We start from the raw sequence: 20,802 nt of genomic DNA, 5'->3' as shown, positions 1-20,802 counted from the left end.
GCAGCAATAACGGGGATGACGGCGCAGCTCTTACAGACCGAGCCATTCCTCGAGCGGCCCCTTGGGAAGCGGGACCAGGAACCAGCGCTCGAAAACGAGATAGGTCACGACGGGCATGCCGATGGCGATCGCGGCGACCGTCAGCCAGCGATAGCCGCCGAGCCAGCGCATGAACCAGGCGATGAAGACCATGGAGGCGACGTAGAGGCCGATGAACGGCATCGTGCCGACATAGATCGCAGTGGGCACGACGACGCTCATGACCTGGCGAAGCTGTCCCCATTCTGCGAACAGCCGGCCGTCGTCGTCGCGCTGCGCATGCCAGAGGTTGATGGCGCTTGCGCCGACGATGGCGGCGCCGACATAGAAGGGAAAGAAGCCGGCACGCGGACCCTCCGCGCCCCAGTTGATGCCGGCCTTCAGGCTGCCGAAGATCACGACCAGGCCGAAGGCGCCGATCAGCAGCGCCATGCCGATTTCCAGCGTCTTGTGTGGGGGGCCGGATTCGGTTCCGGATTGTTCACTCATGGGACCTCCAGATCAAGCGCGTGTTTCGCGGTCGCGGCAGACGCGCGGTCAATTCCCCGAGGCGAGGAAACCGGCGTCCTTCATCAAGCCCTCGTGGCGCTTCTCTTCCGCCTCGACCCATTTGGCGTAATCGGCGCCGGTCAGGAAGGTCGTGTTGAAGGCGCCGTTCTTCATGAAGTCCTGCCATTCCGGTGTGGCGCGCACCTTCTTGAACAGCTCGACGTAATATTCGATCTGATCCTTGGTGGCCTTGGGTGACATGAAGATGCCGCGCAGCATGAGATATTCCATCGCAAGACCCTGCGACTTGCAGGTCGGAATATCCTTCCAGGCCTTGCCGTCGGCGATCGGCTCGTCATAGGCCATCGGCTGGGCGTCGAACACGCAGAGCGGGCGGAGCTTGCCGCCGCGCCATTGCGCGACCGCCTCGATCGGATTGTTGACGGTCGAATCGACGTGGTTGCCGACGAGCTGAACCGCGACTTCGCCGCCGCCCTTGTAGGGAATGTAGGTGAACTTCGCCTCGATCGCTTTCTCGATGCCGACCGTGATGATCTGGTCTTCCTGCTTGGAGCCGGTGCCGCCCATCTTGAACGAGCCGGCCGGCGCCTTCTTCGCCGCCTCGACGTAGTCCTTGACGGTGGCGTACGGCTTTTCGGCATTCACCCAGAGCACGAATTCGTCGAGCGCCAGCATCGCCACCGGCGTCAAATCCTTCCAGTTGAACGGGATCCCCGTTGCCAGCGGCGTCGTGAACAGGTTCGACAGCGTGATGATGATCTTGTGGGGATTGCCCGACGACGTCTTCACGTCGAGGAAACCTTCGCCGCCCGCGCCGCCGGCCTTGTTGATGACGACCAGCGGCTGCTTCATCAGATTGTGCTTGGTGACGATGCCCTGGATGGTGCGCGCCATCTGATCGGCGCCGCCGCCGGTGCCCGCGGGCACGATGAACTCGACCGGACGGACCGGCTCCCAGCCAGCACCGCTTGCGGTGCTGCTGGCGCACGACATCGCGATTGCCGCCAGAGCGACATTCAGAACGAATGGCTTCATCTTGTTTCTCTCCCTGTCGAACCCTCAACGCAGCCGCTCTTTGTCGGCTTGCGTCAGCCCATCTCGCTTCACATGCCTGGGGTCACCCTTGCGGTCGATCTCCCAGGGCAGTTCCGATAGAAACTCTATGAGCAGGGATAAAGCGCGGCATCCGCTCCTTTCGGCTAAGGTTCCGCCAAGGTTCGCGGCAGATCTGTCCCTGGCCGGTTCCCGTTCCGCGCTATGTTTCCCCGCCTTACACCTTTGATTGTGCAATCCATTCTTGGTTCGTCGAATGGTATGCGAGATGCCAGCGGATAAACAATCGGATCGGCAGGGACCCCGGCGGACCAATCGTCGCAGTTGTGCGTCGTGGAGCCGGGCCAGCACGCAAAAGCAAAATGGCCCCGATTTGGGGGCCATTTGCTCGAACGTCATGTCTGCGGCGGCCTGCCGGCCCGCTGCTCGGCGAGGCGGGCAAGGCCTTGTTACAGGCCGAAACGCGGCAGGTCGCCGTTGTGGTTGGAAATCTCGGCGCTCGCCATCAGAAGGCTGTCGATCGCGGCCATCAAGCGGGCGAACAGCGAGGAGGAGGGGGCGAGAGCAACGGAAGCGGTCTTGGACATCGGAATTCCCTTTCTTGAGACGGTCAGTCTTGCTGTCTCATTTCGAGGGGCAATCTATGTATACCAGATGCCACTGTCTATGTTCTTGTTTGCATGGCAGCATGTAATCTCTCGCATTGCAGCATAGTGCCGGGTTAACGGGCCGATTCAATATAAATTGCCGGCGCCTCGGATTCCCCCGGGGCATTTCCTTGCCGAAAGGCGCGGAAGGCGGGTGAATCAGCCGGTCCGAGAGGACGGATCCCGCGGCGATGATGATAGGTTCCGGCCGCAATGCAGCAGGCAGGCCTTGGCAGGCTCATGCAAAGCGGTTAGTGGTCCGCCCCCCTTATCCAATCAACCGTTAGAGTGGTTCATGTCGAGCGCCTCGCCCGCCGTCTCGATCGGCATCGATTTTGGGACCAGCAATACGGTCGTCGCCATCGCGGCGGACGACCGCCGGGTCGAGGCCATCCGCTTCGACCATGGCGGCCAGCGCCACAGCGTCTACGTGTCGGCGCTGTGCTTCTGGGAGGACCGGCCGGGCGCCGGGGCCCAGGCCGAAGGCGGCCCGTGGGCGATCGAGACGTTCCTCGAGGGACGCCACGTCTACCGCTTCCTGCAGTCGTTCAAGACCTTTGCGGCGAGCAGCAGCTTCAACACCACGCAAGTGTTCCGGCAGCGCTTCAAGTTCGAGGACATCCTGGCGGCGTTCCTGCGCACGCTGGCGCGCCATGGCGGCGACAAATTCGGCTTTGAGACCTCGACCATCACGGTCGGCCGCCCGGTGCGCTTTGCCGGCGGCAACCCCGACGAGGCGCTGGCGATGCAGCGCTACCGCGCAGCGTTCGAACGCCTGGGCGCCGGCCACGCCCGCTATGTCTACGAGCCCGTCGGCGCGGCGTTCTCCTTTGCCCGTAGGCTGGAGCGCGATGCCACCGTGCTCGTCGCCGACTTCGGCGGCGGCACCAGCGATTTCTCCGTGATGCGTTTTTCGCGCGCGGGAGGTCATCTGCGCGCCGAGCCGCTCGGCCACGCCGGCATCGGCATTGCGGGCGATACGTTCGACTACCGCATCGTCGACCACGTGGTCTCGCCGCGGCTCGGCAAGGGCTCCAACTTCCGCTCCTTCGACAAGGTGCTTCCGGTCCCGAGCGGCCATTACACCAACCTCGCGCGCTGGCATCAGCTGGCGATGATGAAGAGCAACGGCGATCTGCGCGAATTGCGGGAGCTTGCGCGCACCGCGCTGAAGCCGGAGCTGCTCGAGGATTTCATCACCATCGTCGATCTCGATCTCGGCTTTTCGCTGTACCGAGCGGTGTCCGATGCCAAGGTGGCGCTCTCAGTCCAGGACGAGGTCGACTTTCGCTTCAGAGGCGGCGGCGTCGACATCGGCGCGGCCATCACGCGCAAGAAGTTCGAAGCCTGGATCGCCGACGACATCGCTCGCCTCGGCGCCACTGTCGACAAGGTGCTGGCCGAAGCCGGCATCACGGCGCGCGAGGTGGAGAAGGTGTTCTTGACCGGTGGCACGTCCTTCGTGCCCGCGGTGCGAAAATTGTTTGCCGAGCGGTTCGGCAACGAGCGGCTGATGTCGGGTGACCAGTTCGAGTCGATCGCCTATGGCTTGGCGCTGATCGGGCACAGTCCTGACCCGGGTCGCTGGACCGCGGCCGGCGGGATCGGGGAGAAGGCGGGCGTGTAGCCAACGGTTGTGCCTCATTCTCCGTCATTGCGAGCGGCTTATCCGCCGAAGCTCGAAGAGCGAAGGCGGAAGCGATGCAATCCAGATTTTTTCCGCGGCGGAAGTCTGGATTGCATCGTCGCAAGAGCTCCTCGCAATGACGTGGAGAAAGCGGCGATCTGATCGAACAGTGCGGTAGGGTGGGCAAAGCGAAGCGTGCCCACGCGTCTGTCGCCGTATCGCGAGAGATCGTGGGCACGGCGCAAGTGCGCCTTTGCCCACCCTACGACGCCAATGCCTTCGCTATTGATTGATCTCGGGCTCGACGAGCTTCGCCAGATTGCGCAGCGATTCCTGCCAGCCGAGATAGCAGGCCTCCGGCGGGATGACGTCGGGGATGCCGGCCTGCGTGATGTCGATCTCGGTGCCGACCGAGACCTTCTTCAGGATCACGGTGACCTGGATCTCGCCCGGCAGATTGGGGTCGTCGAACCTGTCAGTGTAGCGCAGGCGCTCGCCCGGCACGAGCTCGACATATTCGCCGCCGAACGAATGGCTGTTGCCCGTGGTGAAATTCCGGAACGACATCTTGAACGTGCCGCCGACCTTGGGTTCGAAATGATGCACGGTGCAGGTGAAGCCGTTCGGCGGAAGCCATTTCGCCATCGCATCGGCCTCCAGGAAGGCGCGATAGACCTTCTGCGGGCTGGTGGCGAGAACGCGGTGCAGGCGGACAGTGCTGGGCATGGTTGTTATCCTCAGTGTTTGATGGGCCCGAGATTGGCGTCTATGGCCCATTCATGTCACGAGGACGACCGGGGTGGCGCCGATCCGACAGGCGTGTCGGATTTTTTTGTTGGACGTTCTGGCCGGGTTGCTAGACGGCTGCCACATCCAGCGGCGTCATTGCGAACGCCAGCCTGTAGGATCGATCGCACCTATTGATCGAGTCGAATCTGCGCGGTTTTGACAATGTCCTGCCAGCGCGCGATCTCTTCGGCCATCCGCCGCTTGAGCGGTTCGGGACCTCGCTGATCCGGCGGCGGCAGGATCAAGCCGACCAGTTCAAGCCGTCGCCGCACGCCGTCGTCGTCAAGCGCTGCGCGAAGTGCATCGGCGAACCGGTCGCGAATGGCGTCAGGCACGCCTTTCGGCAGGTAGAACGCGAACCAGCTCGACGCGACAAATTGTGGAAGCGCTGCTTCCCGGGCCGTCGGCGTGTCCGGCAATTGCGGAACCCGTGCCGGGGCCGAAACGGTCAGAAAACGTAAGTTGTTGTCGCCCAGGAAGGGAAGAACGTCTCCCAACAGTCCGCAGCTGAAGTCGCTGCGACCTGCGATCAGGTCGGTCATCGCCAGCGCCGATCCGCGATATGGCACCTCCACGGGCTTGATCCCGGTCACCGTCGTGAACAACAGACAGCTGATGTGGCTGATCGAACCGACACCCGCATGGGCCAAGGTGAGGTCCGAGCCGCGCGCCTTGGCGATCGCGATGAACGCCGAGATGCTATCTGCTCCGAGATCGCGGCGGGCGACGACGAGGATCGGTGTTTCCGCGACCAGTCCAATCGGTGTGAAATCAACCAGCGGATCGTAACGAAGATTCGGATACAGCGCGACCGACGCCGCATGCGTGCCGACGTGACCGCTGACCAGCGTATAACCGTCGGGAGCGCTTTTCGCCACGCGCGTTGAGCCGGCCGTGCCGCCCGCCCCGGCGACGTTCTCGACAATGATCGGTTGCCCGAGCTTTCGCGACATGTGTTCGGACACGATCCGGCTCATCACGTCGTTCGGGCCGCCAGCCGCGAACGGGACGACCAAGATGATCGGCCTGGAGGGAAACGGCGGCTCGGCCTGTGCCACATTCAGCGCTGTCAGCACCGCAGCTGCGACGACGACCATGCGCGTGTATTTCAGAATCATGTGGACTCGCTCCGTGTCAACGGTGCCGCCTCTGGCGCGGCGCCGGCTGGTCGATCAGCACAAGCGGCGAGGACACGATCGACCTCACGGCCCGACAGGCCGATGTATCGCGCCGGGTCCGCAGCCTTTTCGATCTCATGCGGCGCGACGTGGGCCGTCACCGCCGGATCGCGCGAAACGCTTTCGGCCAATGTCAGGCCCGAAGCGATGGCGTGCGTGCATGCTGCGCTCACCATTTCGTGCGCATGATGGCGTCCGACGTACGGAGCCAGCGCCATCATGACGGCCTCCGCGGCAATGAGCCCCTTTGTCCGCCCGAGATTGGCCTGCATCGCATCGGGTCTGACGACCAGTCCGCTGCAGAGTCGAACGGCGTTATCCATCGCCCGGGAGATCAGCAGGAACGCTTCCGGCAACAGCGACCATTCGGCTTGCCACGGTCCCGTCGCCCGTTCATGGTCGTGGACCGAAGCGTCGAGCATGGCGCTTGCGAGCCGGCGCAACGACAGTCCAGTGCTGAGAATCTGCTCGCAGACGATCGGATTTCGCTTGTGCGGCATGGTGCTGGAAGCGCCATGGCCCTGGCCGCCCGGCTCCAGCACTTCGCCGATCTCGGTCTGTGCCATTGACGCGATATCGGTTGCGATTTTGCTCAGGCTCGCGGAGATCAGCCCAAGCAGGCATACCGTCTCGGCCAATGCATCGCGCGCGGCATGCCATGCCACCAGCGGCTCGCCGAGTCCGAGTTCGCGGGCCAACGCAGCGCGGACGCGGTCGCCGTCGTCGCCGAGCGACGCGAAAGTGCCGACCGCGCCGCCGAACTGAACCTGCAGGACCCTTGGTTTGAGTTCGGCGAGACGTTGCCTGTGACGCAGAAGGCCCGACAGCCACACGGAAACCTTGAAGCCGAAGGTGATCGGGATCGCGTGTTGAAGCTTGGTCCTGCCGACCATCGGCGTATCGCGATGGAGACGCGCCAGATCCGCAATCGCCGATATCAGGCGCTCCAGTTCGCGGTGGACGAGCTCGAGCGCGTCGCGCATCTGCATCACGAGCGCGGTGTCCATGATGTCCTGACTCGTGGCACCCCAATGAACGAATTCGCCATGGGGTTTACCGGTGAGCCGGATCAACTGCTCGACCAGATTCACGACCGGCAGGCCGGCGCGCAAAGTGCCCGCCGCCAATTCGTCGAGATCGAGGAGTTCAGGACGTGCAGCGGAGGCGATCGCAGCAGCAGCCTCGGCAGGAATGACACCGAGCTGCCCTTGAACCTTGGCCAGCGCGACCTCGACCAGAAGCATGGACTGCAGTGAATTGCGCTCACCGAAAATCGTGCGCATCGGCGCGGTGCTGAAAATATCGGCGAGGTGGCGGCTACCGAAGACCGTTCCGGGCTCGAAACTCAGCATGGCTGTGTCGCGATCATGGATGACCGGACGCGGGCATGTTCAAACCAGTCGGCAAGCCTTGGTCTTTCGGGGCGCCATGACAGGTGCGCTGCGCGAAAGTCGAGATAGCCAAGTCCACAGGCGAGTCCAATGTCGCCGAGGTCGAAGCGCCGGTCATCGAGGTCGAAGCGGGCTTCAATCCATGACAGCGTCCGCGCAATCGCTCGCTCCTGACGCGCAACCCAGTCCGCCCAGCGCAACTCCGATGGCCTGCGCCCTTCGATCGCGCAGATGAAGGTTGCATCTATCAGGCCCTGACACAAAGCGGCGCGTCCAAGGCAGAGCTGTCGCGCAGGCTCCTCCTTCGGGATGAGCTGCGAGTGGGCCGTCAGGCCGTGCAAGGTCTGCGCGATCGTGTCGCTCTCGGTCACAAGCGTGCCGTTGGCGAGAACGAGTGCCGGCACTTTGGAGAGCGGGTTGGCGTCGGTGAAGTCACGCGACTCGAGCCAGGGATCGACCTCAACCAACTGAATTATGTCGTTCAATCCGAGCTCGTAAAGGGCGACCCTTACCTTGCGGGCGTAGGGCGAGGTCTGATTAAAAAATAGCCGCATCGGTATCGGTCCCCACGTCGTCGCGCTCCATTGCGCGACGTACGGCTTGGTACCGATCAGGCTAGATGACCCCTCCGTTTTATAAAAATGCATTGTTGTGATTCATGCGTTCTGAATTGAAGAACGCTGTCGGCGGTGGATCAGCCCCAATGTGTACGCCGCACAACCGAAGTCACAATTCCGCTGCCCTTCATCGTTCAACTCAAGCGTGAAACCAGGGGGACTTCCGTTGCGCAGAGCGCTTTGGGCTTTTGCTGTCATTCTCTGCTGTCTTGCTTCGGTTGCCAAGGCCGCGGGCATTCAGCTGCTCCAATCCGATCCTGCGCTATCAGGCGCAATCTGGTATCCGTGCGCGGCGGAGCCGACGCATGTCGCGCTGGGCAGTCTTTCGGTCGGCGCCGATTTCGACCTGAAGGGCGTGAAGGATTGTCCCGTCACGGGCGCAAAGCTGCCGCTCGTCATCTACTCGCACGGCCGAGGCGGATTCTTCGGTCAGCAGCACGACACGGCGGAGGCATTGGCCGATGCCGGCTTCATCGTCGCCGCGATCAATCATCCCGGCGATACGTTCAGCGATTCCTCAAAGCGCGATACCCTGTCGGTCTGGGGATCGCGTCCCGTGGACATTGTGCGCCTGCTCGATTTTCTATTGAACGACTGGAAGGATAGGGCGGTGATCGATCCCGTCAGGGTCGGATTCTTCGGCTTCTCGCTCGGAGGGACGACCGGCCTCGTGCTGATGGGGACCAAGCCGGATTTTGCGAGGGTCGCCAGTCTCTGCAAGGAGACGACCGGCGTATGCGCCCAGCTTCACAATGGCGAGACGCCGCCTGAGCCGATACACGAAGCGCGTATCCGTACCGCTGTCATCGTCGATCCCGCGCCGGGCGTCCTGACGCAGGAGAACCTCGCCGTCGTCAAGGTGCCGTTCCAGTTCTGGCGCTCGAAGCTCGGCGGCCCCGGCGTCGGCGACGGTTCGGGCACCGCGCGCGTTGCGGAGGGATTGCCGGGCAAGCCCGACGTCTACGTCGTGCCGGCCGGCCACTACGCGTTCCTCGCGCCTTGTTCGGTAGAGCTTGCGGCGGCCGTCCCGCGCATCTGCACCGATGTGCCGGCGGGGTTTGACAGGCTGGCCTTCCACCGCGAGTTCAACGCGGCGGTGGTGAAGTACTTTCGCGAGCAGCTTGCTGACGGCGCACGGTGAGCGCTCAAAGCGCGGCATCCTGTCGATGCTGGCTTAAGCTCTCCAGTGCCGTTTAATCGGCGACAGGACGTTTCCTATTTCGGCAAGCCTTTCCCGGGCAGGCTGCCCGACTTGGCCTCGCGGGCCAATCGCTCCGCCTTCAGTCGTTCGCGATTCTCGTTAAAGGAGTGCTGGTCCTTCGCATAGTCATTCATCGGCTTCTGCGTTTTGACAGGCTTGAACGCCTTGTTGGCTTCGCGCTTGGCGCGATCAGAGGATTGATCTCTCAACATTTCAGCCTCACTTCGATCAATGGGCGTGACCCGCGAGCACCGGACGAGGCGCCTCCCGCCGGCAAGCCGATATGGATTGCCTCCTCACCCTCTGTGGGGGAGGGTGGCTGCTTCTTCAGTGTTGGGCGGGTCTTTTGGCGCAACGCTTGGTCGGTCGCCGTGGAGACGGTGCGCTCGCATTTCCGAGAGCACACAGGTCGAAGGGATAACGGCGCGTTCTTGCGTCGGTTCCCCTGACTCAGTGTTAATTTAGCGTGGACCGGTTCGGCACAAGAAGCGTGCCGATCGGGCGACGCTGTCCCTTTCGATGCGCACGAAAAAAAGGCCGCCGAAACCGGCGGCCTTTCGTGGTCTTGCTGCGATGCCTTACTCGGCGGCCTGCTTCTGTGGCGGCTCGAGCGCGCCGGACTTGTGGATCTCGGCGACCTGATGGTCGCTGAAGCCGAGCACCGAGCGCAGGATCTCGTCGGTGTGCTCGCCGAGCAGCGGCGAGCGCTCCACCTCGCTCGGGCTATCCGACAGCTTGATCGGATTGCCGACCGAGATGTACTTGCCGCGGGTGGGGTGGTCGACCTCGACCACGGTGCCGGTCGCGCGCAGCGACTGGTCCTCGGCGATTTCCTTCATCGACAGGATCGGGCCGCAGGGGATGTCGTCCTTGTTGAGGATTTCCATCGCCTCGAACTTGGTCTTGGTCATCGTCCACTGCTCGATGCGGGCGAAGATCTCGTTCAGCCGCGGCAGGCGGGCGGCCGGCTTGGCGTAGTTCGGATCGGTCTTCCAGGTGGGCTCGCCGATCACGTCGCAGATCTTCTCCCAGACCGGAGCCTGGGTGATGAAGTAGATGTAGGCGTTGGGATCGGTCTCCCAGCCTTTGCACTTCAGGATGCGGCCGGGCTGGCCGCCGCCCGAATCGTTGCCGGCGCGCGGCACGGCGTCGCCGAACGGAATGCCTTCGCCGAACTGGCTGTATTCCCTAAGCGGGCCGTGGGCGAGGCGCTGCTGGTCGCGCAGCTTGACGCGGGCGAGGTTGAGCACGCCGTCCTGCATCGCAGCCGTGACGCGCTGGCCCTTGCCCGAATGCGTGCGCTGATACAGGGCGGTGACGATGCCGAGCGCCAGGTGCAGGCCGGTGCCGGAATCGCCGATCTGCGCGCCGGTCACGAGCGGCAGGCCGTCGCGGAAGCCGGTGGTCGAGGCGGCGCCGCCGGTGCACTGCGCGACGTTCTCATAGACCTTGCAGTCTTCGTACGGTCCCGGGCCAAAGCCCTTGATCGAGGCGACGATCATCTTCGGGTTGATCGCCTGGATCTTCTCCCAGGGGAAGCCCATGCGGTCGAGCACGCCGGGGCCGAAATTCTCGACCAGCACGTCGCACTTCTTGATCAGCTCGGTGAGGACTTCCTTGCCCTTGGGGTTCTTGGTGTCGAGCGTGATCGAGCGCTTGTTGTGGTTGAGCATGGTGAAATAAAGGCTGTCCACGTTCGGGATGTCCTGCAGCTGGCCGCGGGTGATGTCACCCACACCCGGACGCTCCACCTTGATCACGTCGGCGCCGAACCAGGCTAGCAGCTGCGTGCAGGTCGGTCCTGACTGGACGTGGGTGAAATCGAGAATGCGAACGCCCGTGAGCGCTTTGGTCATCGTGTTGCTCCGTACTCTGTCTGCCCCTGCACCCGCAGGGAGTAAGGGTTGAGGGGTGGACTTACTTCTTCTTCTGCAGAACGCTCTGCGGATTGAGGTTGCCGATGCGGCCGCTCTCAGAGCCTGCGGCCGGATCGATCACCGCGTTGATGAGCGTCGGTTTGCCGGACTTCATCGCTTCGCCCACGGCACGCTTGAGCTCGTCGGGCGAGGTGGCATTCACGCCGACGCCGCCGAAAGCTTCCATCATCTTGTCGTAGCGCGCGCCCTTGACGAACACCGTCGTCGCCGGATCGGCGTTGGCGCCGTTGACGTCGGTGCCGCGATAGATGCCGTCATTGTTGAAGATGACGACGCAGATCGGCAGGTTGTAGCGACAGATGGTCTCGACCTCCATGCCGGAGAAGCCGAAGGCCGAGTCGCCTTCCACCGCCAGCACGGGATGGCCGGTCTCGAGCGCCGCCGCGATCGCCTGGCCCATACCGATGCCCATCACGCCCCAGGTGCCGACGTCGAGACGCTTGCGCGGGCGGTACATGTCGATGACGCCGCGGGCGAGGTCGAGCGTGTTGGCGCCTTCGTTGACGAGGATCGCCTCGGGATACTCCTTGATGACGTTCTTCAGCACGCCGAGCGCGCCGTGATAGTCCATCGGCGACTTGTTGTTCATGAGCTTCGGCGCCATCTTGGCGACGTTCTCTTCGCGCTTGGACGAGATCGCCTTGGTCCATTCGGCGGGCGGCGCGGTCCAGCCCGTTGCCATCGCCTGGTTGAAGGCGGAGACGACCGAGCCGATGTCACCGACCACGGGCGCGACGATCTCGACATTGGAGTCCATCTCGCGCGGCTCGATGTCGACCTGGATGAACTTCTTCGGCGCTTCGCCCCAGCTCTTGCCCTTGCCGTGCGAGAGCAGCCAGTTCAGGCGGGCGCCGATCAGCATGACGACGTCGGATTCTTTCAGCACCGTCGAGCGGGCCGCGCCGGCGCATTGCGGATGGGTGTCGGGGAGAAGGCCCTTGGCCATGCTCATGGGGAGGAACGGCACGCCGCTCTTCTCGACGAAGCTCTTGATCTCCTCATCCGCCTGCGCGTAGGCCGCGCCCTTGCCAAGGATGATGAGCGGACGCTTTGCGCTCTTCAAAACATCAAGCGCGCGCTTGACCGAGGCCGGCGAGGGGATCTGCGCGGGCGCCGCATCGATCACCTTGACCAGCGATTTCTGGCCGGCATCGGCGTTCATGACCTGGCCGAACAGCTTGGCCGGCAGATCGAGATAGACGCCGCCCGGACGACCCGAGACCGCAGCGCGGATGGCGCGGGCGAAACCGATGCCGATGTCCTGGGCGTGCAGCACGCGATAGGCCGCCTTGCACAGCGGCTTCGCAATCGCCAGCTGGTCCATTTCCTCATAGTCGCCCTGCTGCAGGTCGACGATCTCGCGCTCGGAAGAGCCGGAGACGAGGATCATCGGGTAGCAATTGGTGGTGGCGTGGGCGAGCGCGGTGAGGCCGTTGAGGAAGCCGGGCGCCGAGACCGTGAGGCAGACGCCGGGCTTCTTGGTGAGGTAGCCGGCAATGCCCGCGGCATAACCGGCGTTCTGCTCGTGACGGAAGGAGATCACGCGAATACCGGCGGCCTGCGCCATGCGGCCCAAATCCGTGATCGGGATGCCCGGCACATTATAGATGGTGTTGATGCCGTTCAGCTTGAGCGCGTCGATGACGAGATGGAAGCCATCCGTCAGCTCCTGCTCGGTGCCCGGTGCCTCGGATTTGGTCGCGGTATTCAGCATGGGCCTTGTCTCCCTGGTCTCTGGTAGTGGGGCGAGTTTTTCGCCCTTCTGGTGAACGTTGCTACGTGAAGAGTTCCTGACCGTGCGCTTCGACGTAAGCGGCAAGGCCGAGGGTGTGGTCGCGGGCGCGCTTCTCCGCGAGCTCGGTGTCGCGCGCCTCCAGTGCTTCGATCATGCCGAGATGCTCGGGCAGCGAGGTCGCGGTGCGGTCCTTGCGTCCGATGGTCAGCTGGCGATAGCCGCGCACGTGCAGCAGGAGGTCGTTGGTGAGATCGACCAGAACCGGCGATTCCGACAGCGAGATCAGCGCCTGGTGGAAGGCGATGTTGGCGCGCGAATATTCCTCGACGTGATCCTCGGGCAGGCGGTCCTTGCCGAAGTCCTTGAAATAGTCGCGCAGCGCCGTGATGTCCTTCTTGCGCGCGGTGGTGGTGATGAGGCGCGCGGCCATGCTCTCCAGCGCCGCCCAGGCGCGGATCATGTCGACGATCTCGCTCTTGGTCCTGCGCACCACCATGATGCCGCGGCGCGGAACCGTTTTCACGAAACCGTCCTGCTCGAGCATCGCGATGGCTTCGCGGATCGGGGTGCGGCTGACGCCCAGGCGCTCGGACAGCGCGCGTTCGTCGAGCATCACCGGCTCGGGCGTCGAATAGATGTCCATCTTGAGGATGGCTTCCTTCAAGGCGTCATACGCCTTGTTCTTGAAGCTGCTCTCCGGGGCAATACGAACGATTGCGATGTCTGCCTCGGCCATGTTCGGCAACGCCTTGGTTGGTTTCCGTAGTGACACGACGAATCTCCTCCAGTGGGAGTCGTCTTTTACAGGATTATTGACGGGAAAGTTTTTGGCATACCACATGCCAGAATGTCAAGCTGGCTATTTTTTGCGGCGTTCTAAGGGGTGCACTGGCTTGACAAGTTGGCTTCTGGCATACCAAATGCCATCGCCAGCCATTTTTGATCCAAGGCGGCGGAGTAAACTTAGGCGTTTAGGCCGCTCCGTTTCGCCAAATGGAACAGAGCGCGGCGAATGGCAAGCATCACGGGCAGCCGCAACCACGCGCGCGCTTTGAAAAGAACGAACTGAGGTCAAGGGAGAACCCACATGTCCAATTCCAAAGATGCCGTCCGCAAGGTGCTTGATCAGGTCAAGGCGGACAACCGCACCAGCCTGACGGCGCCGGAAGGCAAGCTGGTCTGCGACGCCTACGGCATTCCGGTGCCGAAGGAGGGCGTGGCGAAGTCGGCCGGCGAGGCCGGCAAGATGGCGTCTTCGATGGGCTTCCCCGTCGTGATGAAGATCGTCTCGCCCGACATTCTCCACAAGACCGAAGCCGGCGGCGTCATCGTCGGCCTCAAGACGGCCGAAGACGCCGAGAAGGCCTACGAGACCATTCTCGGCAACGCCAAGAAGTACAAGGCCGACGCCAAGATCGAGGGCGTCCAGGTGCAGCAGATGCTGGCCGGCGGCACCGAAGTGATCGTCGGCTCGATCACCGACGGCTCGTTCGGCAAGCTGGTCGCCTTCGGCCTCGGCGGCGTGCTGGTCGAAGTTCTCAAGGACATCACCTTCCGCCTCGCGCCCGCGACCAAGGAAGATGCGCTCTCGATGCTCGACGGCATCCAGGCGCACGAGATCCTGAAGGGCGTGCGCGGCGGCGAACCGGTGAACCGCACGGCGCTCGCCGATGTCATCGTCAAGGTCTCGCAGCTCGTCACCGATTTCCCTGAAATCGTGGAACTCGACCTCAATCCGGTGTTCGCGACGGCGAAGGGCGCGACCGCCGCCGACGTCCGCATCGTCGTCGACTTCGCCTATGTGCCGAAGCCGAAGCCGCGTCCGACCGAAGAGATCGTCGCGGCCATGAGCCGCATCATGCAGCCGAAGGCGGTCGCCGTGGTCGGCGCCTCCGCCGAGGACGGCAAGATCGGCAATTCCGTGATGAAGAACCTCATCAACGGCGGCTACAAGGGCGACATCTATCCGATCCATCCCAAGGCCGCCGAGATCCTCGGCTACAAGGCGTATAAGAGCGTCAAGGACGTGCCGGGCGTGATCGACACCGCGGTGTTCGCGATCCCCGCCAAGTTCGTGGCGGCGGCGCTGACCGAATGCGGCGAGAAGAAAATCCCGGGCGCGGTGTTGATCCCCTCGGGCTTTGCGGAGGCCGGCGCGCCCGAGCTGCAGGCCGAGATCGTCGAGGTCGGCAAGAAGTACGACATCCGCCTGATGGGGCCGAACATCTACGGCTTCTATTATACGCCCGCCAATCTCTGCGCGACCTTCTGCACGGCCTACGACGTCAAGGGCCATGCGGCATTGTCGTCGCAGTCGGGCGGCATCGGCATGGCCATCATCGGCTTCTCGCGCTCGGCGAAAATGGGCGTCTCGGCCATCGTCGGCCTCGGCAACAAGTCCGACATCGACGAGGACGATCTGCTCGCCTTCTTCGAGCAGGATCCGAACACCAATTTGATCGCGCAGCACTGCGAAGACCTCAAGGACGGCCGCGCCTTTGCGGAAGCCGCAAAACGCGTCTCCAAGAAGAAGCCCGTCGTCGTGCTCAAGGCCGGCCGCACCTCGGCAGGTGCGAAGGCGGCGTCCTCGCACACCGGCGCGCTCGCCGGTAACGACAAGATCTACGAGGACGTCCTGGCGCAGTCCGGCGTGATCCGGGCCCGCAGCTTGCGGCAATTGCTCGAATTCGCCCGCGGCGTGCCGGTGCTGCCGACGCCGAAGGGCGAGAACGTGCTGATCATCACCGGTGCCGGCGGCTCGGGCGTGCTGCTGTCGGACTCCTGCGTCGACAACGGCCTGTCGCTGATGTCGATGCCGCCGGATCTGGATGCGGCGTTCCGCAAGTTCATCCCGCCGTTTGGCGCGGCCGGAAATCCTGTGGATATCACCGGCGGCGAGCCGCCGATCACCTATGTCAACACGGTGAAGCTCGGCCTCTCCGACGAGCGCATCCATTCGCTGATCCTCGGCTACTGGCACACCATCGTCACGCCGCCGATGGTGTTCGCCCGCAACATGGTCGAGGTGAAGAAGGAGATGGAGGCCAAGGGTTTTGTGAAGCCGATCGTGGCGTCACTGGCCGGCGACGTCGAGGTCGAGGAGGCCGCCGAATATCTCTACCAGAACGGCATCCCGGCCTATGCCTATTCAACAGAGCTGCCGGTCGAGGTCCTCGGCGCCAAGTACAAATGGGCGCGCGGGGCAGGGCTGCTCTGAGCGCTGTCTCTCCTGTCATTCCGGGTTCGCGCTTTCGCGCGCCCCGGAATGACGTTAGCCAAGGTCGCGATGAGCAAGAACGTGATCCGGCGCAAATCGCTTGAGCCCCGATCTTCCTCGGAGGCGGAGCACGAGGCGCGTGACGGCGGCGTGCAGTCCGTCGACCGCGCGCTGTCGATTCTCGAAACGCTGGCCGAGGACGACGAGGGCTACCGCCTCAGCGATCTCGCCGTGCGCACCGGCCTGTCGGCCTCCACCGTGCACCGCCTGCTGGCGACATTGGAAAGCCGCCGCTTCGTGCAGTTCGACCGCGCCGAATCCAAATGGCATGTCGGCGTGCGCAGTTTCACGGTCGGCGCGAGCTTTGCGCGGCGGCGTAATTTCTCCGCGCAGGCGATCCCTTATTTGCGCAAGCTGCGCGATCTCACCCGCGAGACCGCCAATCTCGCCGTGGTCGACGACGAATTCATCATCGTGCTGACCCGCATGGAAAGCCGCGAGATCATGCGCTCGCTGACCAAGGTCGGCGGCCGCGTCCCCATGGTGACCTCAGGCGTCGGCAAGGCGGTGCTTGCGACCTATTCCGACGAGGACGTCGGCGCCGTCATCCGCCACCACGGCATGCCCAGATTGACCGAGAAGTCGATCGTGCGGCCGAGCGACCTGTTCAGGGAGCTCGAGAAGATCCGCAAGCAGGGCTTTGCGCTCGACGATGAGGAGGCGCAGATCGGCCTGCGCTGCGTGGCTGCGGTGGTATACAACGCTCTGGCCGAACCGCTGGCCGCAATCTCGGTATCCGGCATGACCAGCCGGGTCACCGACGAACGATTGCCGGAAATCGGACAAATCGTGCGGGATGTCGCCGCCGAGCTGACGGCTGCGCTTGGCGGGGTGATCCCGACGCCACGCTAACCTCGCTTCCCCTCGGGGATGTCTCTGGACAGCATCGGCCGTTTTGGCTGATATGCGACCAAACGACACAATGCGGCAAACGTCCGCATGAGCCTGGAGAACGTCCTCATGTTTCAATTTCCCGCGCGCCTTGTCGGCGCAGCCGTCGCGCTGACCCTTGCGGCAGCGACGCCTTCCCTTGCCCAGCAGCTCGAGCTCAAGCTGATGGCGCCGGCCGCGCCCGGCGGCGGCTGGGACCAGACCGCACGCTCGATGCAGCAGGCGCTGGTGGCTTCTGGCGTCGCGCGCAGCGTGCAGGTCACCAACGTTCCCGGCGCCGGCGGCAGTGTGGGCATCGCGCAGTTCGTCAACGGCGCCAAGGGCGACGGCAACCAGATGATGGTGAACGGCTTCGTCATGGTGGGCGCGCTTGCCATGAACAAGTCGCCGGTGACGCTGGAGCAGGTGACGCCGATCGCGCGTCTCACCGAGGAAATCCAGGTGATCGTGGTGCCCGCCAATTCGCCGATCAAGAATGCGCAGGATCTCGCCGCTGCAGTGAAGGCCGACATCGCCAAGGTCACCTTTGCCGGCGGCTCGGCCGGCGGGGTCGATCATGTGATGGCGGCGTTGTTCGCCGGCGCGGTCGGCGCCGACGCCAAGAAGATCAACTACATCCCGTTCTCCGGCGGCGGCGAGTCGCTCGCCGCGATCCTCGGTGGCAAGGTCACCGCGGGCATTTCGGGCCTCAGCGAATATGAAGGGCAGATCAAGTCCGGCAAGCTGCGCGCGATCGGCGTGACCTCGGAGAAGCGCATCGCCGGCAGCGATATCCCGACATTCAAGGAGCAGGGCATCGACCTCGTGATCGCCAACTGGCGTTCGGTCGTGGCGCCTCCCGGGATCACGCCCGAGCAGCGCAAGACCTTGAGCGACGCGGTCGAGAAGATGGTGAAGTCGGACGCCTGGAAGGAAATCCTCAAGCAGAAGGGCTGGGAGGACGCCTATCTCGGTGGTGACGCCTTCGCCGACTTCCTGAAGAAGGAAACCGTGCGCGTCACCGACGTGCTGAAATCGGTCGGCCTCGTCAAGTCATGAACTCAGGCGATCCGGTCCAACCGCCGCGGCGCGTCGATCGCGCCGGCCTCGTCATCGCCGCCTTGCTCGCGGCGCTCGCCGCCGTGCTGGTCTTCGACTCGCGCGGCCTGCCATCCACCGCGATGTACGGCATGGGGCCGGAGGCGATGCCGGTCGTGATCGCCACCGGCCTTGCGCTGCTCGCGATCGGCAATTTCGTCGAAGCGCTGCGCGGCAATCTGCCGGCGCGCGAGAGCGCCGATCCCGTGCCGGTGGTTCTGATCCTCATCGGCCTTGCGCTGCTGATCGCCATTATCGGCTTCGGCGGCGGCTTCATTCTGGCGACCTCGGCGCTGTTCGTAACGACGTCGGCGGCGTTCGGACGACGTGCCATCCTCGTCGACAGCGTCATCGCCCTCGTGATGTCGACCCTGATCTATCTCGCATTTGACCGCCTGCTGACGCTGAGCCTTCCGGCCGGACCTCTGGAGCGACTGCTGTGATGGACACTTTTGCGGCGCTGGCCCACGGCATGGCCGTCGCCGTCCAGCCGATGAATCTGCTTTACGCGCTGATCGGCGTGTTCCTCGGCACCGCCGTGGGCGTGCTGCCCGGCATCGGACCGGCGCTGACGGTCGCGCTGCTGCTGCCTGTCACCTACAAGCTCGACCCCGGCGGCTCGCTGATCATGTTCGCCGGCATCTATTACGGCGGCATGTATGGCGGCTCCACCACCGCGATCCTGATCAACACGCCCGGCGAAAGCGCCTCGATGGCGACCGCGCTCGAAGGCAACAAGATGGCCAAGGCGGGCCGCGGCGGGCCGGCGCTCGCGACCTCTGCAATCGGCTCCTTCGTCGCCGGCACAATCGCCACCATCGGGCTCGCCTTCCTTGCACCGTGGCTGGTCGATGTCGCCGTGCGCTTCGGCCCCGAGGATTACTTCGCGCTGATGTGCGTTGCCTTCGTCACGGTGTCGGCGACCTTCGGTGATTCCCCGATCCGCGGCCTGACCAGCCTGTTCATCGGTCTGACGCTCGGCCTCGTCGGCATCGACAAGCTGACGGGTCAGGCGCGGCTTGCATTCGGCGTCCCTGAATTGCTCGACGGTGTCGAGGTGACGACTCTCGCGGTCGGCCTGTTTGCGGTCGGCGAGGCGCTCTACGTCGCATCGCGCCGCCACCACACCGAGGAGAAGCTCGAGCCGGTGCGCGGCTCGTTGTGGATGACAAAAGAAGACTGGAAGCGCTCGTGGAAGCCCTGGCTGCGCGGCACCATGTTCGGCTTCCCGATTGGCGCGCTGCCGGCCGGCGGCGCGGAGATCCCGACCTTCCTGTCCTATTCGACCGAGAAGCGGCTGACGAAACATCCCGAAGAATTCGGCAAGGGCGCGATCGAAGGCGTCGCCGGCCCCGAGGCCGCCAACAACGCTTCCGCAGCCGGCACGCTGGTGCCGCTTTTGACGCTGGGCCTGCCGACTTCGGCGACCGCCGCGATGATGCTGGCGGGCTTCCAGCAATACGGCCTCAACCCCGGGCCGCTGCTGTTCGCCGAGCGGCCTGACCTCGTGTGGGGCCTGATCGCCAGCCTGTTCATCGCCAACATGATGCTGCTGGTGCTCAACCTGCCGCTGGTTGGCCTATGGGTGCGGCTGCTCGCGATCCCGCAGCCGTGGCTCTATGCCGGCATCCTCGTGTTCGCGACCATGGGTACCATCGCGGCAAAGCCGTCGGTGGTCGAATTGTCGATGCTGGCCGGCTTCGGCGTGCTCGGCTTTCTGATGCGGCGGTTCGATTTCCCGATTGCACCCGTCGTGGTCGGCCTGATCTTGGGCCCGATCGCCGAGAGCCAGTTGCGCCGCGCGCTGGCGATCAGTCTCGGCGATCCCATGACGCTGGTGCAGAGCCCGATCTCGGCGACGCTGCTCGCGGTGGCGCTGGTTGCGCTATTGGCCCCCTTTGTGCTGAAGGGGCTGGGCCGGTTCAAGGCGAACGAGGACTAACCGTTCTGGCGCACTTGCCTTCTCGTGTCGCGTCCATTCGTGGGGAACTTTCATGCCTTCCGAGCTCCGTTCGCCCCGTCTCGCGGTTCTGATCGACGCCGACAATGCCTCCGCGAAGATCGCGGACGGATTGTTCGAAGAGATTGCCAAGATTGGCGAGGTCAGCGTACGCCGCATCTATGGCGATTTCTCCAATGCACGATCCAGGGGTTGGGCCGACATCCTGTCGAAGCACGCCATCATCCCCCAGCAGCAGTTCGCCTACACGACGGGAAAGAACGCCTCCGACATCACGCTGGTCATTGATGCGATGGACCTGCTTCACAGCGGCCGGTTCGACGGCTTTTGCCTGGTGTCGTCTGACAGCGACTTTACTCGCCTGGCTGCCCGCATCCGGGAGCAGGGCATCGACGTCTTTGGGTTCGGCGAGCAGAAGACGCCGGAAAGCTTCCGCCAGGCCTGCCGCAGATTCGTTTACACCGAGAACCTCCTTGCCGGACCTGCAAATACGCAGGACACCACCTCCAGGTCGGTATCGCTTGCGCCGCCCGATGCGGCCACGCCCATCATCAAGAAGGTCATCACCCAGATGGAGAGCGAGGACGGCTGGGTTGCTCTCGGGGAGGTCGGCCGGCAGCTTGCCAATCTCGCGTCCGATTTCGATCCGAGGACGTTCGGCTTCCGAAAGCTGAGCGACCTCGTGCGGAAGACAAATTCCTTCGAGAGCAGAAGGGGCGGTCGATCCGGATTCGGGTCAAGCCCGCTGCCGCACAGACTTCGAGACCGCGGAACTCGCGCCGAAGGGCAGCAACGGCAGGCGGTTCGGCGCCTAAAGCGTAAGCAGGGCGTGCGGCTATATTTGAGCTTGCCCGGTCTGGCGCACGGCGTAAC

18 protein-coding genes and 1 pseudogene are annotated in these 20,802 nt (G+C 63.9%); 8 read left to right on the top strand and 11 right to left on the bottom strand.

Annotated features, from left to right (window positions below):
• Positions 1-30: 30 nt before the first annotated feature.
• From IVA79_RS24200 to IVA79_RS24190, 3 genes are all read right to left on the bottom strand, one after another.
• A complete protein-coding gene (locus IVA79_RS24200) occupies positions 31-528 on the bottom strand; it encodes a tripartite tricarboxylate transporter TctB family protein (protein WP_247557557.1) in 498 nt (165 codons plus the stop codon).
• A 48-nt stretch (positions 529-576) separates the two neighbouring features.
• Positions 577-1,542: a tripartite tricarboxylate transporter substrate-binding protein gene (locus tag IVA79_RS24195; protein WP_247557594.1), complete on the bottom strand. Its 966-nt coding sequence runs from the start codon at positions 1,540-1,542 to the stop codon at positions 577-579.
• Positions 1,543-2,051: 509 nt separating this feature from the next.
• Complete coding sequence (locus IVA79_RS24190; RefSeq protein ID WP_164934547.1) at positions 2,052-2,189, bottom strand: hypothetical protein; 138 nt, start codon at positions 2,187-2,189, stop codon at positions 2,052-2,054.
• Between the two features lie 355 nt (positions 2,190-2,544).
• Between IVA79_RS24190 and IVA79_RS24185 the strand changes: the two genes are divergently transcribed.
• On the top strand, positions 2,545-3,876 hold the full coding sequence (locus IVA79_RS24185; RefSeq protein WP_247557555.1) for an Hsp70 family protein: 1,332 nt from the start codon (positions 2,545-2,547) through the stop codon (positions 3,874-3,876).
• Between the two features lie 282 nt (positions 3,877-4,158).
• On the opposite strand, the gene IVA79_RS24180 is transcribed toward IVA79_RS24185, so the two are convergent.
• From IVA79_RS24180 to IVA79_RS24165, 4 genes are all read right to left on the bottom strand, one after another.
• Positions 4,159-4,602 (bottom strand): SRPBCC family protein, encoded by a 444-nt coding sequence (locus IVA79_RS24180; protein ID WP_247557553.1) that lies wholly within the window; start codon positions 4,600-4,602, stop codon positions 4,159-4,161.
• Positions 4,603-4,793: 191 nt separating this feature from the next.
• Positions 4,794-5,783, bottom strand: coding sequence for a tripartite tricarboxylate transporter substrate-binding protein (locus IVA79_RS24175; RefSeq protein ID WP_247557551.1), 990 nt, complete (start codon positions 5,781-5,783; stop codon positions 4,794-4,796).
• Complete coding sequence (pcaB, locus tag IVA79_RS24170) at positions 5,780-7,195, bottom strand: 3-carboxy-cis,cis-muconate cycloisomerase (RefSeq protein ID WP_247557548.1); 1,416 nt, start codon at positions 7,193-7,195, stop codon at positions 5,780-5,782. The genes IVA79_RS24175 and pcaB overlap by 4 nt, the downstream gene beginning before the upstream one ends.
• A complete protein-coding gene (locus IVA79_RS24165) occupies positions 7,189-7,881 on the bottom strand; it encodes a glutathione S-transferase family protein (protein WP_247557546.1) in 693 nt (230 codons plus the stop codon). Before IVA79_RS24165 ends, pcaB begins: the two co-directional genes overlap by 7 nt.
• A gap of 136 nt (positions 7,882-8,017) precedes the next feature.
• On the opposite strand from IVA79_RS24165, the gene IVA79_RS24160 reads away from it, so the two are divergent.
• Positions 8,018-8,992: an alpha/beta fold hydrolase gene (locus tag IVA79_RS24160; RefSeq protein ID WP_247557544.1), complete on the top strand. Its 975-nt coding sequence runs from the start codon at positions 8,018-8,020 to the stop codon at positions 8,990-8,992.
• A gap of 74 nt (positions 8,993-9,066) precedes the next feature.
• On the opposite strand, the gene IVA79_RS24155 is transcribed toward IVA79_RS24160, so the two are convergent.
• The 4 genes from IVA79_RS24155 to IVA79_RS24140 all read right to left on the bottom strand — a co-directional run bounded on the left by IVA79_RS24155 (position 9,067) and on the right by IVA79_RS24140 (position 13,460).
• Positions 9,067-9,264, bottom strand: coding sequence for a hypothetical protein (locus IVA79_RS24155; RefSeq protein ID WP_247557542.1), 198 nt, complete (start codon positions 9,262-9,264; stop codon positions 9,067-9,069).
• A 366-nt stretch (positions 9,265-9,630) separates the two neighbouring features.
• Positions 9,631-10,908, bottom strand: a complete 1,278-nt coding sequence (frc, locus tag IVA79_RS24150) for a formyl-CoA transferase (RefSeq protein WP_247557540.1) — start codon at positions 10,906-10,908, stop codon at positions 9,631-9,633.
• 61 nt (positions 10,909-10,969) lie between these two features.
• Positions 10,970-12,703 carry an oxalyl-CoA decarboxylase gene (gene oxc / locus IVA79_RS24145; RefSeq protein WP_247557538.1) on the bottom strand — a complete coding sequence of 578 codons (1,734 nt, stop codon included), beginning with the start codon at positions 12,701-12,703 and terminating at the stop codon, positions 10,970-10,972.
• 61 nt (positions 12,704-12,764) lie between these two features.
• Positions 12,765-13,460, bottom strand: a complete 696-nt coding sequence (locus tag IVA79_RS24140) for a GntR family transcriptional regulator (protein ID WP_166819518.1) — start codon at positions 13,458-13,460, stop codon at positions 12,765-12,767.
• 351 nt (positions 13,461-13,811) lie between these two features.
• Here IVA79_RS24140 and IVA79_RS24135 point away from each other — a divergent pair, with 351 nt between their 5' ends.
• The 6 genes and pseudogenes from IVA79_RS24135 (at position 13,812) to IVA79_RS24110 (ending at position 20,751) form a co-directional block, all read left to right on the top strand.
• Positions 13,812-15,941, top strand: a complete 2,130-nt coding sequence (locus tag IVA79_RS24135; protein ID WP_247557536.1) for an acetate--CoA ligase family protein — start codon at positions 13,812-13,814, stop codon at positions 15,939-15,941.
• 69 nt (positions 15,942-16,010) lie between these two features.
• Positions 16,011-16,853 (top strand): IclR family transcriptional regulator, encoded by an 843-nt coding sequence (locus IVA79_RS24130; protein ID WP_247557592.1) that lies wholly within the window; start codon positions 16,011-16,013, stop codon positions 16,851-16,853.
• Between the two features lie 108 nt (positions 16,854-16,961).
• Positions 16,962-17,930, top strand: coding sequence for a tripartite tricarboxylate transporter substrate binding protein (locus tag IVA79_RS24125; RefSeq protein ID WP_247557534.1), 969 nt, complete (start codon positions 16,962-16,964; stop codon positions 17,928-17,930).
• Complete coding sequence (locus IVA79_RS24120; RefSeq protein WP_247557532.1) at positions 17,927-18,412, top strand: tripartite tricarboxylate transporter TctB family protein; 486 nt, start codon at positions 17,927-17,929, stop codon at positions 18,410-18,412. The genes IVA79_RS24125 and IVA79_RS24120 overlap by 4 nt, the downstream gene beginning before the upstream one ends.
• On the top strand, positions 18,412-19,911 hold the full coding sequence (locus IVA79_RS24115; RefSeq protein WP_247557530.1) for a tripartite tricarboxylate transporter permease: 1,500 nt from the start codon (positions 18,412-18,414) through the stop codon (positions 19,909-19,911). The genes IVA79_RS24120 and IVA79_RS24115 overlap by 1 nt, the downstream gene beginning before the upstream one ends.
• Positions 19,912-19,963: 52 nt before the next feature.
• Positions 19,964-20,751, top strand: a pseudogene (locus IVA79_RS24110) (NYN domain-containing protein).
• Positions 20,752-20,802 lie beyond the last annotated feature (51 nt).

Source organism: Bradyrhizobium sp. 138 (genome assembly GCF_023074075.1).
Taxonomy (GTDB): domain Bacteria; phylum Pseudomonadota; class Alphaproteobacteria; order Rhizobiales; family Xanthobacteraceae; genus Bradyrhizobium.
This window is presented reverse-complemented; position numbering and strand designations above follow the sequence as displayed.

What these genes read in the sequence shown, in the direction of transcription:
- IVA79_RS24200 (WP_247557557.1), bottom strand. Translation starts at nt 528, where the DNA reads ATGAGTGAACAATCCGGAACCGAATCCGGCCCCCCACACAAGACGCTG.
- IVA79_RS24195 (WP_247557594.1), bottom strand. Translation starts at nt 1,542, where the DNA reads ATGTCGTGCGCCAGCAGCACCGCAAGCGGTGCTGGCTGGGAGCCGGTC.
- IVA79_RS24190 (WP_164934547.1), bottom strand. Translation starts at nt 2,189, where the DNA reads ATGTCCAAGACCGCTTCCGTTGCTCTCGCCCCCTCCTCCTCGCTGTTC.
- IVA79_RS24185 (WP_247557555.1), top strand. Translation starts at nt 2,545, where the DNA reads ATGTCGAGCGCCTCGCCCGCCGTCTCGATCGGCATCGATTTTGGGACC.
- IVA79_RS24180 (WP_247557553.1), bottom strand. Translation starts at nt 4,602, where the DNA reads ATGCCCAGCACTGTCCGCCTGCACCGCGTTCTCGCCACCAGCCCGCAG.
- IVA79_RS24175 (WP_247557551.1), bottom strand. Translation starts at nt 5,783, where the DNA reads ATGATTCTGAAATACACGCGCATGGTCGTCGTCGCAGCTGCGGTGCTG.
- pcaB (WP_247557548.1), bottom strand. Translation starts at nt 7,195, where the DNA reads ATGCTGAGTTTCGAGCCCGGAACGGTCTTCGGTAGCCGCCACCTCGCC.
- IVA79_RS24165 (WP_247557546.1), bottom strand. Translation starts at nt 7,881, where the DNA reads ATGCATTTTTATAAAACGGAGGGGTCATCTAGCCTGATCGGTACCAAG.
- IVA79_RS24155 (WP_247557542.1), bottom strand. Translation starts at nt 9,264, where the DNA reads ATGTTGAGAGATCAATCCTCTGATCGCGCCAAGCGCGAAGCCAACAAG.
- frc (WP_247557540.1), bottom strand. Translation starts at nt 10,908, where the DNA reads ATGACCAAAGCGCTCACGGGCGTTCGCATTCTCGATTTCACCCACGTC.
- oxc (WP_247557538.1), bottom strand. Translation starts at nt 12,703, where the DNA reads ATGCTGAATACCGCGACCAAATCCGAGGCACCGGGCACCGAGCAGGAG.
- IVA79_RS24140 (WP_166819518.1), bottom strand. Translation starts at nt 13,460, where the DNA reads ATGGCCGAGGCAGACATCGCAATCGTTCGTATTGCCCCGGAGAGCAGC.
- IVA79_RS24135 (WP_247557536.1), top strand. Translation starts at nt 13,812, where the DNA reads ATGTCCAATTCCAAAGATGCCGTCCGCAAGGTGCTTGATCAGGTCAAG.
- IVA79_RS24130 (WP_247557592.1), top strand. Translation starts at nt 16,011, where the DNA reads ATGAGCAAGAACGTGATCCGGCGCAAATCGCTTGAGCCCCGATCTTCC.
- IVA79_RS24125 (WP_247557534.1), top strand. Translation starts at nt 16,962, where the DNA reads ATGTTTCAATTTCCCGCGCGCCTTGTCGGCGCAGCCGTCGCGCTGACC.
- IVA79_RS24120 (WP_247557532.1), top strand. Translation starts at nt 17,927, where the DNA reads ATGAACTCAGGCGATCCGGTCCAACCGCCGCGGCGCGTCGATCGCGCC.
- IVA79_RS24115 (WP_247557530.1), top strand. Translation starts at nt 18,412, where the DNA reads ATGGACACTTTTGCGGCGCTGGCCCACGGCATGGCCGTCGCCGTCCAG.